Origin of the sequence: Nocardiopsis prasina DSM 43845, assembly GCF_000341265.1 — a bacterium.
Taxonomy (GTDB): domain Bacteria; phylum Actinomycetota; class Actinomycetes; order Streptosporangiales; family Streptosporangiaceae; genus Nocardiopsis; species Nocardiopsis prasina.
Genome location: NZ_ANAE01000217.1, coordinates 1 through 16,268 on the forward strand (window position 1 = coordinate 1; position 16,268 = coordinate 16,268).

At 70.3% G+C, this 16,268-nt stretch carries 10 protein-coding genes and 1 pseudogene; 3 read left to right on the plus strand and 8 right to left on the minus strand.

Annotation, left to right across the window (positions count from 1 at the left end; translation table 11 throughout):
- From D452_RS29125 to gatB, 8 genes and pseudogenes are all read right to left on the minus strand, one after another.
- Positions 1–597, minus strand: a pseudogene (locus tag D452_RS29125) (glycosyltransferase); the annotation flags it as partial.
- A complete protein-coding gene (locus D452_RS0126905; RefSeq protein WP_017547236.1) occupies positions 594–971 on the minus strand; it encodes a hypothetical protein in 378 nt (125 codons plus the stop codon). The pseudogene D452_RS29125 and the gene D452_RS0126905, both read right to left, overlap by 4 nt.
- A gap of 333 nt (positions 972–1,304) precedes the next feature.
- A complete protein-coding gene (gene serA, locus D452_RS0126910) occupies positions 1,305–2,894 on the minus strand; it encodes a phosphoglycerate dehydrogenase (RefSeq protein WP_026129713.1) in 1,590 nt (529 codons plus the stop codon).
- A 220-nt stretch (positions 2,895–3,114) separates the two neighbouring features.
- Positions 3,115–4,110: a ketol-acid reductoisomerase gene (gene ilvC, locus D452_RS0126915; RefSeq protein ID WP_193374289.1), complete on the minus strand. Its 996-nt coding sequence runs from the start codon at positions 4,108–4,110 to the stop codon at positions 3,115–3,117.
- 112 nt (positions 4,111–4,222) lie between these two features.
- Entirely contained in the window at positions 4,223–4,747 is a 525-nt protein-coding gene (ilvN, locus tag D452_RS0126920) for an acetolactate synthase small subunit (RefSeq protein WP_017547239.1), read from the minus strand.
- A gap of 18 nt (positions 4,748–4,765) precedes the next feature.
- Positions 4,766–6,541 (minus strand): acetolactate synthase large subunit, encoded by a 1,776-nt coding sequence (locus D452_RS0126925; RefSeq protein ID WP_083927640.1) that lies wholly within the window; start codon positions 6,539–6,541, stop codon positions 4,766–4,768.
- A 402-nt stretch (positions 6,542–6,943) separates the two neighbouring features.
- Positions 6,944–9,649, minus strand: coding sequence for a putative bifunctional diguanylate cyclase/phosphodiesterase (locus D452_RS0126930; RefSeq protein ID WP_017547241.1), 2,706 nt, complete (start codon positions 9,647–9,649; stop codon positions 6,944–6,946).
- Between the two features lie 458 nt (positions 9,650–10,107).
- Positions 10,108–11,622: an Asp-tRNA(Asn)/Glu-tRNA(Gln) amidotransferase subunit GatB gene (gene gatB, locus D452_RS0126935; protein ID WP_017547242.1), complete on the minus strand. Its 1,515-nt coding sequence runs from the start codon at positions 11,620–11,622 to the stop codon at positions 10,108–10,110.
- A gap of 248 nt (positions 11,623–11,870) precedes the next feature.
- On the opposite strand from gatB, the gene D452_RS0126940 reads away from it, so the two are divergent.
- From D452_RS0126940 to D452_RS0126950, 3 genes are all read left to right on the plus strand, one after another.
- Positions 11,871–13,040 carry a thioester domain-containing protein gene (locus D452_RS0126940; protein ID WP_017547243.1) on the plus strand — a complete coding sequence of 390 codons (1,170 nt, stop codon included), beginning with the start codon at positions 11,871–11,873 and terminating at the stop codon, positions 13,038–13,040.
- A gap of 403 nt (positions 13,041–13,443) precedes the next feature.
- On the plus strand, positions 13,444–14,643 hold the full coding sequence (locus D452_RS0126945) for a thioester domain-containing protein (RefSeq protein WP_017547244.1): 1,200 nt from the start codon (positions 13,444–13,446) through the stop codon (positions 14,641–14,643).
- Positions 14,644–15,005: 362 nt separating this feature from the next.
- Positions 15,006–16,238: a Cys-Gln thioester bond-forming surface protein gene (locus tag D452_RS0126950; protein ID WP_017547245.1), complete on the plus strand. Its 1,233-nt coding sequence runs from the start codon at positions 15,006–15,008 to the stop codon at positions 16,236–16,238.
- The last annotated feature ends 30 nt before the right edge of the window (positions 16,239–16,268 follow it).

The following is a 16,268-nucleotide window of genomic DNA, read 5'->3' on the forward strand; positions in this document are numbered from 1 at the left end:
GTCCACCACCGGAACGTCGTCCACCGACAGCTCCCGGATCGTCGGGCGGGCCGACAGCGCGCCGGGACGGCCCAGTACGGCCCAGGTGGGACCCGTGGCCGGAACGACGTCCGGGTCCTCCCTGCGCGGCGGGGCCTGGCCTCGCCGCCCACCCACCATCGCCTGCGCGACCGCCCGCAGGACCACCCCCGAGTCGACCGGATCGGTGAAGGCGAACGAGCACGACCACCCCCGGCCCTGGAGGCGGCCCACCTGGAAGTGGAGCAGGCCCTCCCACTGCCCCAGGCCCGGTGGGGTGGGGAGGGGCGGGCCGGTGTGCCGGGCCGAGGCGGCGACCACCACCCGCAGATCGGCGGCCGAGGGGAGCCCCGTGCTCAGCGGGACCGCCGCACGCAGGTCCGCCGTGGTGGCCGCGAGGACCACGACGCGCTCGACCGGTCCGTCGAACTCGCGCCCGCCCGCCTTCCGGAGGTCGACGACCTCCAGCCCGTCCCCGGGCCGGGCGGGGCCCGGATCGGTTCCCTCACCGATGTGGCACAGCACCAGGCGCCCCGGCCCACGCCCCCGGAGGGCCTCGGTCAGGGCCCCTTCCCTCACGACACCGCCCGGCTGTGCACGGGGGCGGTCTTGATCACCTGTACCTCGGACAGCCGACCGCTCATCTCCGTGCGCAGCTCGGACACGGACTCGGCCACCGAGTCCAGGCGGTCGGTCAGGTCGTCGGCGCGGCCGAACATCTCGGCACGGTTCTCGCCCGCGATCTCGGCCACCTCGCGGACCTGTCGGTCGAGGCCCCGACGGAGGTGGCGGATCTGGGCGGCGGTCCGCCGTGTCTGGACCACGAGCAGTGCGACCAGGCCGGTGAGCCCGGCCAGGACCGTGATCTGCACGGCCGACCACAGGTCGACCAACCCCACGAAGAACAGCGATCCGAGTGCCGTGGAGACCGCGAGCACCGGAAGAAAGGACATGAGAACGAGACGCCGCCGCAGAAAACGCAATTCAGACCCCATTCGTGCGGAACACCGGATTTCCCGAGAACCGACCGACGAGGAATGACCACCCGCAGCCGACCCTCGGCCACGCTTACATCCGCACCACGGAGGCGAAGAACCAGGCTGGCGGGCGTGTCACGATGTTTGCCAACCACAGACACACTCTTTGGACCGCATTACAAAGGAGAAAATCAATCCTCATAGCGGCATAAATAGGAAATTCATGTGACACGTAAAGAAGGGGCCGTTCCGCACGGATATCGAATGTCGACATCCGTGCGGAACGGCCCCCGAGCCGACCGGCTCCGGTCAGTCCTCCAGGTCGATCTGGCGGGCGATCTCGGCGTCGATCTCCCCCGCGATCGACGTCAGGATCTCGTCCGGCACGGCGGAGTCCACGGTCAGGGCGATCAGCGCCTTGCCGCCCTCCTGGTCCCGGATGACCTGCATGCCAGCGATGTTGACCTCGGCGTCGCCGAGCAGCGCGCCGACCTTGCCGACGATGCCCGGGCGGTCCTCGTAGGAGAGGAACACCATGTGCTCGTCGAGGCCGATCTCCATCGTGTAGTTGTTGATCTCCACCAGCTTCTCGGACTGGCGGGGACCGGTCAGCGTGCCCGAGACCGACACCCGGGTGCCGTCGGCCAGCACACCGCGCACGGAGATCAGGTTGCGCCAGTCGGTGCTGTCGTCACTGGTGATCAGGTTGACCTCGACACCGCGCTCCTTGGCGAGCAGCGGCGCGTTCACGAAGGTCACGGCGTCCTCGACCACGTCGGTGAAGACGCCCTTGAGCGCGGCCAGCTCCAGGACCTTGACGTCGTGCTGGGCGATCTCGCCGCGCACCTCGACGTCGATCCTCGCGGCGAGCGCCCCGGCCAGCGAGGTGAACACCCGGCCGAGCTTCTCGGTGAGCGGCAGACCCGGCTTGATCTCCTCCGCGACCCCGGTGCCCTGCACGTTCACCGCGTCCGGAACGAACTCGCCGGACAGGGCCAGCTTCACCGAGCGGGCCACCTGGGTGCCCGCCTTCTCCTGCGCCTCGGCGGTGCTCGCGCCCAGGTGCGGGGCGACCACGACGTTCTCGAACTCGAACAGCGGGCTGTCCGTGGTGGGCTCCTTGGCGAACACGTCGATGCCCGCACCGGCCACGCGGCCGTCCTTGAGCGCCCGGTACAGGGCCTCCTCGTCGAGGATGCCGCCGCGCGCGGCGTTGATGACCCGCACGGAGGGCTTGACCTTGCTCAGCGCCTCGTCGCCGATCAGGCCCACCGTGTCCTTGTTCTTGGGCAGGTGGATGGTGATGAAGTCCGAGCGCTCCAGCAGCTCGTCCAGGGTCACCATCTCCACGCCGATCTGGGCGGCGCGGGCAGGCTGCACGAAGGGGTCGAAGGCGATGACCCGGGTACCGAAGGCCAGCAGGCGCTGGGCGACCAGGGCGCCGATCCGGCCGAGGCCGACCACGCCGACGACCTTCTCGTAGAGCTCCACACCCGTGTACTTGGACCGCTTCCACTCACCGTTGATGAGCGCGTTGTGGGCGGGGGCGGTGTTGCGGGCGCTGGCGAGCAGCAGGTTGATGGCCTGCTCGGCGGCGCTGATGATGTTGGAGGTGGGGGCGTTGACCACCAGGACGCCGGCCTTGGTGGCGGCGTCCACGTCCACGTTGTCCAGGCCGACACCGGCGCGGGCGACGACCTGGAGGCGGTTGGCCGCGGCGACGGCCTCGGCGTCCACCTGGGTGGCGCTGCGCACGATCAGGGCGTCGACACCGGACAGGGCGGGAAGCAGCAGGGACCGGTCGGCACCGTCCACATGGCGTACTTCGAAGTCTTCCTCAAGAAGCGCGATTCCGGCAGGCGAAAGCTTTTCCGCGACGAGTACGACGGGTTTGGTCACAACTGTTCCTTTTCGGGTGGTGCGACCCGATCGCGCAGGTGGAGGCGCTGCCCGAGTCGGGTGTGACGGCCGGTCCAAAGTCTACTAGCGGGGTAGGGAAGCCCGTCGGGCGGATGGCGGAACCGCCGACGAAAGAAGAGTCACCCTCCCCCGCGAACGCCACCGGGGGCGGAGCGACCGCCCCGCCCCCGGTGGGGATTTCGAGTTACGAGAGGCGTTGTTACCCCTTGAGCCAGCTCATCAGCGGGCGCAGCTCGGCGCCCACCTTCTCGATCTGCTCGTTCTGCTCGGCCTCACGGCGCTTGCCGAAGGTCGGCTGACCGGCGTCGAACTCGTCCATGAGCTCCTTGGCGTACGTGCCGTCCTGGATCTCGCCCAGGATCTTGCGCATCTCCTCGCGGGTCTGCTCGGTGACGAGGCGCGGGCCGCGGGGGTAGCCGCCGTACTCGGCGTTGTCCGAGACGGACCAGTTCATCTTGGAGATGCCGCCCTCGTACATGAGGTCGACGATCAGCTTGAGCTCGTGCAGGCACTCGAAGTAGGCGATCTCCGGCTGGTAGCCCGCCTCGACCAGGGTGGCGAAACCGGCCTTGACCAGCTCCTCGGTGCCACCGCACAGGACGGCCTGCTCGCCGAAGAGGTCGGTCTCGGTCTCCTCGGTGAAGGTGGTCCGGATGACACCGGCCTTGGTGCCGCCGATGCCCTTGGCCCACGACAGCGCCAGGTCCCAGGCCTGCCCGCTGGCGTCCTTCTCGACCGCGACCAGACAGGGCACGCCGCGCCCGGCCTCGTACTGGCGGCGGACCAGGTGGCCCGGTCCCTTGGGGGCGACCATGGCGACGTCGACGCCCTCGGGGGCCTTGATCAGGCCGTAGCGGATGCTGAAGCCGTGCCCGAAGAAGAGGGCGTTGCCCGCCTCCAGGTTGGGCTCGATCTCCTGGGCGTACAGGTCACGGTGGATGTGGTCCGGGACCAGGATCATGATCACGTCGGCCTCGCGGGTGGCCTCCGCGGGGCTGACGACCCGCAGGCCCTCCTCCTCGGCCTTGGCGCGGCTCTTGGAGCCCTCGGCCAGACCGACCCGGACGTCCACGCCCGAGTCCCGCAGCGACAGCGCGTGCGCGTGGCCCTGGCTGCCGTAACCGATCACGGCGACCTTCTTGCTCTGGATGAGCGCGAGGTCGGCGGCGTCGTCGTAGTACATCTGTGCTGCCACTTGGGGTTGCTCCTTGTTTCTCACGTTCTTTGGGGGCGGGGTGAGCCGTCCGGCCGTGTCCGGACAGCCTTTCAGTTCGAGCTCCGCCGGGTGCCGATTCGCCGGTGACGGCTCAGGCGCTGCGGTCGACCGCCCGCAGGGAGCGGTCGGTGATCGAACGGGGCCCCCGCCCCAGGGCGACCAGCCCTGACTTCACGAGTTCCCGGATCCCGAAGGGTTCCAGGTTCCTGACCAGGGCATCGAGCTTCTCGGGGTCGCCGGTGGCCTCGATGACGACGACGTCCGGGCTGACGTCCACGACGTGCGCGCGGAACAGCTCGGCCGTCTGAAGCACATGGGTGCGGCTCGACGCGTCGGCCTTGACCTTGACCAGGAGCAGCTCGCGCTGCACCGACGCGGTGGTGTCCATCTCCACGATCTTGACGACGTTGACCAGCTTGTTGAGCTGTTTGGTCACCTGCTCCAAAGGGTGGAGGTCGCAGTTGACCGCGATCGTCATCCGGGACAGTCCGGTGTACTCAGTGGTGCTCACACTGAGCGAGTCGATGTTGAACCCACGACGGGAGAAGAGGGCGGAGGCCCGGGCCAGGATGCCCGGGGTGTCCTCGACCAGAACGGAAAGCGTGTGACGGCTCATGGTGGTTCGGCCCTACTCCTAGTCCTGGTGTTCCCAGTTGGGCGCCATGTCGCGCGCGTACTGGATGTTGTCGTTGCTGACGCCGGGGCCGACCATGGGCCAGACCATGGCGTCGTGGTTGACGGTGAAGTCGACGACCACGGGGCGGTCGTTGATCGACATCGCCTTCTCGATGGTCGCGTCGATGTCCTCGGGGCGCTCGCACCGCAGGCCCACGCAGCCGTAGGCCTCGGCCAGGCGGACGAAGTCCGGGATGCGGACCTTCTCGTCCAGCGGCGAGGTCTGGAGGTCGGTGTTGGAGTAGCGGCCCTCGTAGTAGAGGGTCTGCCACTGGCGCACCATGCCCAGGTTGCCGTTGTTGACCACGGCGACCTTGATCGGGATGCCCTCGATCGCGCAGGTGGCCAGCTCCTGGTTGGTCATCTGGAAGCAGCCGTCGCCGTCCACCGACCAGACCACGCGGTCGGGGTCGCCGACCTTCGCGCCCAGGGCGGCCGGGACGGAGAAGCCCATGGTGCCGAGGCCGCCGGAGTTGACGAAGGAGCCGGGGCGCTCGTAGTCGATGAACTGCGCGGCCCACATCTGGTGCTGTCCGACGCCCGCCACGTAGGTGGCCTCGGGGCCGACGACCTGTCCCAGGCGCTGGATGACCGCCTGGGGTGACAGGCTGCCGTCGGTGGGGGCGTCGAAGCCCTTGGGGTAGGTGGTGCGCAGCTGCTTGAGCCGGTGCCACCAGGCCTCGTAGTCGCCCTGGCGGCCCTTCTCCTGGTCGGCGCGGACGGCTACGACGAGGTCGGCGAGGACCTCGCGGCAGTCGCCGACGATGGGCACGTCCGCGTGGCGGTTCTTGGAGATCTCGGCCGGGTCGATGTCGGCGTGGACGATCTTCGCGTCGGGCGCGAAGCTGTCCAGGCGACCGGTGACACGGTCGTCGAACCGGGCGCCGAGGGCGACGATCAGGTCGGCCTTCTGGAGTGCGCCGACGGCGGTGACGTCGCCGTGCATGCCGGGCATGCCCACGTACAGCGGGTGGCTGTCGGGGAAGACGCCCCGGGCCATCAGCGTGGTGACGACGGGGACGCCGGTGAGTTCGGCGAGGACCCGCAGTTCGGCGGAGGCCCCGGCGCGCAGGACGCCGCCGCCCACGTAGAGGACCGGGCGCTTGGCGTCGGCGATCAGCCGGGCGGCCTCGCGGACCTGCTTGCCGTGGGGCTTGGTGACCGGCCGGTAGCCGGGCAGGTCCAGGCGCTCGGGCCAGACGAAGTCGGTGCTGTTCTGGAGGGCGTCCTTGGAGATGTCGACGAGCACCGGGCCGGGGCGGCCGCTGGAGGCGATGTGGAAGGCCTCGGCGATGGTGCGGGGAATGTCGCGGACGTCCTTGACCAGGAAGTTGTGCTTGGTGATCGGCATCGTGATGCCGCAGATGTCGGCTTCCTGGAAGGCGTCGGTACCGATCATCGGGGCGGCGACCTGCCCGGTGATGGCGACCATCGGGACCGAGTCCATGTGGGCGTCGGCCAGCGGCGTGACGAGGTTGGTGGCCCCGGGCCCGCTGGTGGCCATGCACACCCCGGGTCGGCCGGTGGCGTAGGCGTAGCCCTCGGCCGCGTGCCCCGCGCCCTGCTCGTGGCGCATCAGGATGTGGCGCACCTTCACCGAGTCGTAGAGCGGGTCGTAGGCCGGGAGGATGGCGCCGCCGGGAATCCCGAAGACAGTGTCAACGCCGACGTGCTCCAGCGACCTGATCAGCGATTGGGCGCCGGTCATCTGCTCGGTCATCTCAAGATCCTTCAGCGAGGGTCCAGAGCGGTGCTGCGGCTCTGGCGGTGGTGGTTGCCGGTTCTCGGCCTGGTGCGGCAATAAAAAAACCCCCACCGCCGGGTGGCGGTCGAGGGTAGCGCGCAGCAGAGGAAACTCAGTGGGCTGCGCGCCGACCAAGTACGAGAATCAGGGAGTTGTTCTGCACGTTGACAACATTGGCCGATGGAACGGTCGCGCGTCAACCAGAACTGAAGTTTGTCTCATTATGTGAGACAGAAATGTCAGAATACGGCCGCGCGGGAACCGACCTCACCCCTCTGACCTGCGAGGACAAGGCCAAAGCCCCTGTCGCGTGTAACACAGAACACGCGACAGGGGCTCGAATCATCGTTCGTAAGCCGGACTTAACATCCCAGGCCACCCGATTCCGGACGGCTACAGGTTGGCCCCGGCCTCCCCGCCCACCAGGGCCTCCACACCGCTCGCGGGCATCGGACGGGCGACCAGGAAGCCCTGACCGTGGTCGCAGCCCATCACCCGCAGCTGCTCCAGCTGCTCCGGTCGCTCGATGCCCTCGGCGACCACCTGGACGCCCAGGTCGCGGCCGAGCTGGATGATCGTGTGGGTGAGCAGGGTGACCGTGTCGTCACGACCCAGGTCCGCGATGAAGGACGGGTCGATCTTGATCGCGTCCACGCTCAGCTCGCGCAGGTGCGCCAGCGAGGCGTAGCCCATGCCGTAGTCGTCGATGGCCAGGCGCACCCCGAGCTCACGGAGTTCGCCCAGGCGTGCCACGGCGTCGCCCCGGTCGTCGAGGAGGACCTCCTCGTCCACCTCCAGGGTCAGCACCTCGGCGGGCAGACCGGTCTCGGCGAGCACGCCCTCGACCGTCTCCACGAACCTCGGCGACAGCACCTGCTTCACCGACAGGTTCACGGACAGGCCGATGTCCCAGTCGGAGACCCGCCACACCGCGACCTTCTCGCAGGCCTCTCGCAGTATCCACTCCCCGAGGGGCACGATCAGACCCGACTCCTCGGCGGCGCCCAGGAACTCGCCCGGACCCACCGCCTCACCGTCACGGTCCCACCGCACCAGCGCCTCCACCGCGTTCACCTGCGAGGTGCCCAGGTCGACGACCGGCTGGTACTCCAGGAAGAACTCGCCGTTGGCCAGCGCCTGCCGCAACCGGATCTGGAGCTCCAGCCGGGACACGACCATCTCGTGCATGTGGGCGGCGTAGACCTCCACGTTCCCGGCCCCGCGCTCCTTGGCCCGGGTCATCGCGACGTCGGCGTTGCGCAGCAGCTCCCCGCTGTCGGTGGCCTCGTCGGCGAAGGCCACCCCGATGCTGGCGGTCAGCAGGATGTCCCGGTCCGCCACCTGGAAGGGCTCGGAGGCGATCACCCGGCCCAGCCGCTCGGCGAGGTCGACCACCCGCTGCGCCTTGGGCACGTCCTCCACCAGGACCGCGAACTCGTCCCCGCCCCAGCGGGCCAGCGTGGCGTTGGCGCCCAGCTCTCCGCGCAGGCGCCGGGCCGCCTGTCCCAGCATGTGGTCGCCGCGCACGTGCCCGGCGGAGTCGTTGACCGCGGTGAACCCGTCCAGGTCCAGGAAGATGACCGCGACGTCCCCGGAGGGGTCGTCACTGATCGCCCGGTGTGCCAGGACGTCGCTGGCCCGCTCCTCCAGGTAGGCGCGGTTGGGCAGGCCCGTGACGCCGTCGTGGAAGGTCAGGTGCTCGACCTCGTCCTGGAGGGCGACCTGGGCGCTGATGTCGCTGGTGGTGACCAGCAGGCGGTCGGGCTCACCCGGCTGTTCGTACAGGGAGATCGTCGACGACGTGTGCCGCCAGGTGCCGTCCGCGGCGCGCACCCGCAGCCGCAGGTGCACCCCCTGGCTCGACCGCTCGGTGAACAGGTTCGTGACGGCCTTGGTCCGCGCCAGGTCCTCGGGGTGGATGAGCGTGGTCACCGGGGCGGCCAGGACGTCGTCCAGCCGGTAGCCGAACGCCTCCGCCGTGCCCGGGCTCATGTAGTGGACACCGCCGTCCCGGTCCAGGACCAGGATGACGTCGCCGCTGTTGCGCGCCAGTTCGTTGAAGTGCCCCTCGCGGTTGCGGACCATGCGGGCGAGCGTGGAGTTCTCCTCCAGCATCCCGACGACCCGCAGCAGCAGGACCAGCACCGCCGTCCCCGCCGCCAGCGGCAGCACGGGGGCGACGTCCGGCAGGCGCAGCGCCGCGACAGTGAGCACGACGGTGGCCACGAACACCGAAGCCACGGCGGCGATCTCCGGCGCGAAGCGGTAGAGCCCCCGGCCGGTGATCCTCCTGGGAGCCGCGCCCGGACGGTGCTCCACCAGCCACGGCAGCGCGCCCAGCAGGGCGAACCCGAGGAAGCGCACCGGCTGCTCGACGCCGCCCGCCACCGGGGGGCCGGTCAGGCGCGTCACCGCGCCGACCATGTCCGAGGCCGCGATGACGACCAGCGCGCCGATCGCCACCAGCACCGCGCGCCGGGTGCTGTGCGGCGACATGAACACCAGGGGTATGAGCAGGCACAGCACCACGATGTCGGCGACCGGGTAGACCAGCGCGAACCCGAGGAACCCGGCCCCCTCGCCCAGCTCCTCGTAGAGCGGGGAGAACAGCAGGATCCACACCACGGAGAAGACCGCGGCGGCGCACACGTAGCTGTCGGTGATGTGCCGCACGGCCGTGCGCAGGCCGCCCGGCCAGGGAGCGAACCGCGTGAAGCCGATCACGAAGAGTGGCAGTGCGGCGAGCGCGAAGAGGTCACCCAGGGTGAGCGAGAGGACCGACGCTCCGCTGAAGGAGCGGGTGATGGCGTGAGTGAGACCACCCGCGCACCAGGCGAGCGCGGCCAGCCCGAGGAAGCGCAGCGCGGCGGGACCGTCCGCCCCGTCCACGTGGGCCTCCCGGTCCGCACCGGTCCGGGCCCAGCGCCGCGAGGCGTAGAGCAGGGAGCCACCAGCGACACCGGCCACCACTGCGGTGGGCCACTGCCCCAGGGACGCGGTCAGGGTGGCCTCTCCCGAAGGGATGACTGTCCCCGCGAGGTAGAGCAGGAAAAGCGCGCCCAACCCGAACAGTCCCAGGCGGCGTGCCCTCGTTCCCATCACCGGCCTCCCAGCGGGTGCGCGGCGACCCGGGCGGCCCCCGGCCGCCGTCGCGCTCTCTCCTCGGACATGGAGCACCCACCTCGTGATCACTCGCATCAGGACGCGGCGCCGTGCCGCACCGCGGGTTGCCGCCCGGGTTCCCACGGGACCGGGACGAACGGTGGCGGGATGGACCAGACGGGCCGGACTCACCCCCGTGCGTGGACACCCTACGCAACCAAGGTCACACAGCGATTGAGGAGCGGACGAGAGATGACGACAGAACCATCACCCAGAGTGAGTGTCGCCCGGTGCTCCCCTCCCCGGAAGCGACGGCGGCGCCGAGGGGACCGAGTCCCCCCGACGCCGCTCACGCACCGGGCAACGAACCGGGACCGACGGCGGTTCCGCCCACCTGGGCCGAACGGAGGAGCCCTACCTCACACCCCGGCGCCGACGGGCGGTCCGCCCGCCCCCTACTGGCCGGAAAGCCTCTCCAGGATGAGTTCCCGCGCACGGCCCGCGTCGGCCTGGCCCCGGGTGGCCTTCATGACGGCGCCGACCAGGGCGCCGGCCGCGGCCACCTTGCCCCCGCGCACCTTGTCGGCGGCGTCGGGGTTGCTGGCGATGGCCTCGTCGACGGCCGCGCCCAGCGCGCCGTCGTCGCTGACGACCTTCAGGCCACGGGCCTCCACCACGGCGTCGGGCTCGCCCTCACCCGCGAGGACGCCCTCGACGACCTGGCGTGCCAGCTTGTTGGTGAGCGTGCCCTCGGCGACGAGCGCGATGACCCGGGCGACCTGCGCCGGGGTGATCGGCAGGGAGGAGAGCTCGACCTCCTGCTCGGTGGCGCGGCGGGAGAGCTCGTTCAGCCACAGCTTGCGGGCCTCGGCCGAGGGCGCTCCCTCGGTGACGGTCGCCTCGACCAGGCCGATGGCGTCGGCGTTGACCAGGTCGCGCAGCTCGGTGTCGGAGAGGTCCCACTCGGACGTGACCCGGGCGCGCTGGGCGGCGGGGAGTTCGGGCAGGGTGGCGCGCAGCTCCTCGATCCACTCCTCGGACGGGGCGACCGGGACGAGGTCGGGGTCCGGGAAGTAACGGTAGTCCTGCGCCTCCTCCTTGGAGCGGCCGGAGGTGCTGCGGCCGAGGTGCTCCTGGAAGTGGCGGGTCTCCTGCACGACCCGCTCCCCGGCGTCGAGGACACCGGCCTGGCGCTCGATCTCCGAGCGGACGGACCGCTCGACGGAACGCAGGGAGTTGACGTTCTTGGTCTCGCTGCGGGTGCCCCACTCGTCGGCGCCGCGCTCGTTGATGGAGACGTTGACGTCGCAGCGCATGGAGCCCTCCTCCATGCGGACGTCGGAGATGCCGAGCGAGCGGACCAGGTCGCGCAGTTCGGCGGCGTAGGCGCGGGCGACCAGGGGGGCGAGCTCACCGGTGCCGGTGATCGGCTTGGTGACGATCTCCAGCAGCGGGATACCGGCGCGGTTGTAGTCGACGTTGGAGTGGCTGGCGCCGTGGATGCGGCCGGTGGAACCACCGACGTGCGAGGACTTGCCGGTGTCCTCCTCCATGTGGACGCGCTCGATCTCCACGCGGAACACGCGCGGCCCCTCGGGGGTGTCGACCGTGACGTCGAGGTGCCCGTCCACGCAGATCGGCTCGTCGTACTGCGAGATCTGGTAGTTCTTCGGCATGTCCGGGTAGAAGTAGTTCTTCCGCGCGAACCGGCCCCAGGGGGCGATGGAGCAGTCGAGCGCCAGTCCGAGCCGGATCGCGCCCTCGACGGCCTTCTCGTTGACCACCGGCAGGGAGCCGGGGAACGCGAGGCAGACCGGGCACACCTGGGTGTTGGGCTCGGCGCCGAAGGCGGTGGGGCAGGGGCAGAACATCTTCGAGGCGGTACCCAGCTCGATGTGGGTCTCCAGGCCGAGCACGGGTTCGTACGTGTTCAGCGCCTGTTCAAAGCTGGGAGTCACCGCGTGGGCCATCGCCGCAAACCCGTTTCAGTAGAGGACATACCTTCCAGGTCAGCCTACCGAGGCTGAGAGGTCCGGCGGTCCCGTCCCCGGGCGGGGTGCCGCTGACGGATGTCACGGCGAGCACACGATTGGGCCGCTGTAGAGATGATCTCCCGCTGTGACGGGTGCCGGACGGTTAGTCTTTACTGCCCAGGAAAACGATTTCGCCGGTAGGGGCGTTCGACCCCTTCCGCATGTCACAACAGGAGCGCCCGCGCATGTCCGGCATCCTGCTTCGGTGCGCCGCGCTGCTTTCCGCCTCCGCGCTGATCGGCACCCTGACCACCGCCCCCGCGGCGGCCGACGACTTCTCCCGTCTTGACCGAGATCCGGTCGCGGGCCTGCCCGTCGTGCTCACTGACGGCGACGAGGTGGACACGGCGCTGTTCAGTCTGCGCGTGGCCGACGAGGACTCCGTACGCGCCTACGCGCTGGTCGTGGACGAGGAGGTGCGGCCGCGCACCGCCTACGTGGAGTCGGCGTGGGCTGACCGTCCGGAGTGGACCGTAACCCCCGGGGATTCGGCCCCCGCGCACCGGGCCAACTGGGTGGTGTCCAACTCCTACCCGAACGTGCCCCTGCCCGTACTGGGCGCCGTCTCCGGGGTGCTGTTCCTGGAGGAGACGCACGCGATCGCGGCGACCCAGGCCGCCCTGTGGAACGTGCTGGACGGGGTGGAGCTGGACCCGGACACCAACCACCCCGACGTCATGACCCTCTACGCGTACCTGGTGGAGGGCAGCGCGGACGCCGAAAGCGGGACCACCTCCCCTTCCGTGGAGGTCTCCCCGGCCCAGACCGAGGCGGTCGCCCCGGAGGAACCGCTGGGCCCCCTGACGGTCTCCAGCGCGGGCGAGGGGCCGGTGCGGCTCTCGCTGCGCGGCGCCCCGGCGTCGTGGCTGGTCGACGCGGAGGGGGAGGAGATCTCACAGGCCCACGACGGGGACGAGGTCTACCTCGACGTCGACCCGGCCGTCCCGGCCGGGGTGGTCACCCTCCATCTCCGCGGCAGCGATGTGCCCCTGGAGGAGGGGCGGCTGTTCACCGGCCGCGAGGGGGTGCGGACACAGCCGCTGATCACCGCCGAGCCGGGTTCGGCGACGAGTTCGACCAGCGCGACGTTCACCTGGCGCGGCGAGGAGCCGAGGGGCGAGACCACCGAGGAGCCCGAGCCCGAGACGGCCCGGCCCGAGGCCCCGGAGGTCCGTGAGCTGCCCTCGCCCGAGCCCGTGGTGGAGGACACACCGACCCCGGAGGCGCAGGACCGGAACGCCGAGAGCGGCCTGGCCCTCACCGGCACGTGGCTGTCCGGCCTGCTGGTGATCGCCGGGGCACTGGTCGTGTCCGGCCTGCTCATCCTGGTTCTGGGCAGAAAGCGACGGGACTGAGAACCGGGGAACTCACTCTTCTCCGAACTCACGTTCCATAACACCAGAACATAATGCGACTTCTCCCTGCGGGAGTTTTTTGCGACCCGTTATGAGTCACATTTTCTCCGGAGCGGGTTGGAAGTGGTGAATCCGATCGCTAGTATCAAGCGGGCGGTCGGCTTTCCCACGGCGCACGCGGCCCGTTCCCGCGTCAGCGAGCCCCAACCGGAAAGACCGTGCCCGGCCCGAACGGCCACCGCGCCCCTGCCCCCGACATGGTGCGACGCCCGCCGGGCGCACCTCAGCGGCCCTCCCTCACTATCGAGGGTGCCATCCGTGGCGACCGCGCCCTCCGCACACGGCTCCCCATCGACCTGGGCGGATTCCATCCGGTTACCCCTAGAAGACACCGGGACACAACTTGAGTAACTTCTCCCTCCCCCGCACCGCCGGACGCGCTGGTCTCGCCGCCAGCGCCGCGGCGTTCCTAGCCCTCGGTCTGGCCGCCCCCGCGGCCGCCGACGAGGTGGAGACCTACGAGGGTTCCCTCGAAGGCCGGTACACCGGCAACGCCGAGAACGGCCCGAACGTCCACATGAACGGCGAGGAGGTCCGGCCCAGCCTCTTCAACCTGGAGCTGACCGACGGCAGCGTCCTCACGACGTACTGCATCGACTTCCGCACCCAGATCGTCGGCGGCGCCGAGTACAGAGAGGACGACTGGGCCAACTACCCGGGCGAGGGCTCCTTCGCGCAGCCCGGCAAGGTCCTGTGGATCCTTCAGAACTCCTACCCGCGCACCGACGCCGCCGCCCTCGGTGAGGCGGCCGGCGTCGAGGGCCTGAGCAACGGTGACGCCCTCGCGGCCACCCAGGCCGCCATCTGGCACTTCAGCAACGACCTGGACCTCAGCGAGGGCAACAGCGAGGCCGTCGAGAAGGTCTACGCCTACCTCGTCGAGAACGCCGAGGAGACCGAGCGCGAGCCCGGCGCCGCGCTGAGCATCACCCCGTCCTCCGCCGAGGGCAAGGCCGGTGAGACCGTCGGCGAGTTCGTCATCGAGACCAACGCCACCGAGATCCCCGTCGACCTGACCGCCCCCGAGGGCGTCCAGCTGGTCGACGTGGAGTCCGGCGAGGCCGTCACCACCGTCGAGAACGGCGACAAGGTGGGCTTCGCGGTCCCCGAGGACGCCGAGGCGGGTGAGGCGTCCTTCAGCCTGGAGGCCACCTCGACCGTCGAGACCGGGCGCCTCTTCCAGGGCAAGGACCCGAAGAAGCCCACCCAGACGCTGATCACCGTCGACGGTGAGCCCACCAACGCCACGGCCTCGGCCTCGGCGGCCTGGGCCAAGGGCGAGACCCCGGCCCCGCCGACCGACGAGCCGAGCGAGACCCCCTCGCCCAGCGAGTCCCCCTCTGAGCCCGCTGAGAAGCCCAGCGAGCCGGCCGAGGAGAAGCCGACCCCGCCCAAGGAGGACGACAGCCCGAGCCTCCCGGTGACCGGTGGCGCGCTCACTGGTCTGGTCGCGGCCGGTGTGGCCGCCCTGGGCGCCGGTGGCGCCGCCCTGTACCTGAGCCGCAAGCGCAAGGCGGCCAACGGTGAGGACACCGACGCCTGAGGGGTCACCCCCTGAGCCGGTGACCCCGGCCGCGCCGTGGATCCGGACACCGGACACGGCACGGCCGGGGAGCGAACCGCACGAGGGCCCGTCCGCGTGAGAGATCACGGGGGCGGGCCCTCCGTCTTTTACGAAGAAGCCGCAGTTCAGGGTGGGGGCGCCGAGAATTCCCCCCGGTTCGGCTTGGAGGTACCCCGACAGATCGCTAATATCGGACAGGCACAAACCTCTTCTCGTGTGCCTCCGGGCTCTCTCGAAGCCCGAAGCCGCGCCGGCCCCTCCCGGACGCGCCCCTCTTCCTCCTCCCGCCGCCGCACGCCCCCAGGGCCCGTGTGGCGCGGCACCTCATGACAGGACACGACGTGAAGCACTCCCCCAACCTCCGGAGCACCGGTCGCGCGGGTCTCGCGGTCTCGGCCGCGGCGCTGCTGACCTTCGGCCTGGCCGCCCCGGCCGCCGCGGAGCCCGTGGAGACCTACGAGGGCTCGGTGCGCGCCCAGTACGTGGGCAACCACCAGTCCGGCGAGACCGTCACCATGAGCGCCGGCACGATCGGCACCAACCTCTTCAAGCTCCGCCTTGAGGACGGCAGCGAGCTGATCACCTACTGCATCGACATCGAGACGGGCATCCGCTCGAGCGCCTGGTACCAGGAGGACAGCTGGGCGAACTACCCGGGCAAGGGTTCCTTCGCCGAGCCCGGCAAGGTCCACTGGATCCTCCAGAACGGCTACCCGACGGTCAGTGCCAAGGACCTGGCCGAGGCCGCCGATGGCGCCAACGCCGCCCGCGTCACCGAGAAGGAGGCGCTGGCCGCCACCCAGGCCGCCATCTGGCACTACAGCAACGGCGCCTCCCTCACCCGTGGCCAGGGCAACGTCAAGGGGATCTACGACTACCTGGTCGCCAACGCCGAGGAGCTCCCCCAGGAGCCCGCGCCGACCCTGAGCGTGAACCCGAACAGCGCCGCCGGCAAGGCCGGTGAGACCGTCGGCGAGTTCGAGATCTCGACCAACGCGGCCACCGTCCCCGTCGACCTGACCGCCCCCGAGGGCGTCCAGCTGGTCGACCTGGAGTCCGGCGAGGCCGTCACCACCGTCGAGAACGGCGACAAGGTCGGCTTCTCCGTCCCCGCCGACGCCGACGCGGGCGAGGCGTCCTTCAGCCTTCAGGCCAACGCCACCATCAAGCAGGGCCGTCTGTTCAAGGGCGAGAACCCCGACAAGGCGACCCAGACCCTGATCACCGCCGAGGACAGCGACGTCACCGTCAACGCCGCCGCCTCCGCGGAGTGGGCCGAGGCCGACCAGCCCACCCCGACGCCGGAGCCGGAGCCGTCCGAGGAGCCCTCGCAGAACCCGAGCCCGAGCCCGGAGCCGACCGACGAGCCGGAGCCCAAGCCCACCCCGACCGACGCTCCCTCCGAGGACGACAAGCCCGCCCCGGGCAAGGACGACGAGCCCAGCCTCCCCGTCACCGGTGGCGCGCTGCTCGGCCTCGTGGCCGCCGGTGTGGCCGCCCTGGGTGCCGGTGGCGGCGCCCTCTACCTGGCCCGTAAGCGCCGCAGCGGCAGCGCCGCCGGCACGGACGCCTAGGCACTGTTTTTTAGAAGTTGGGAGTGGAGC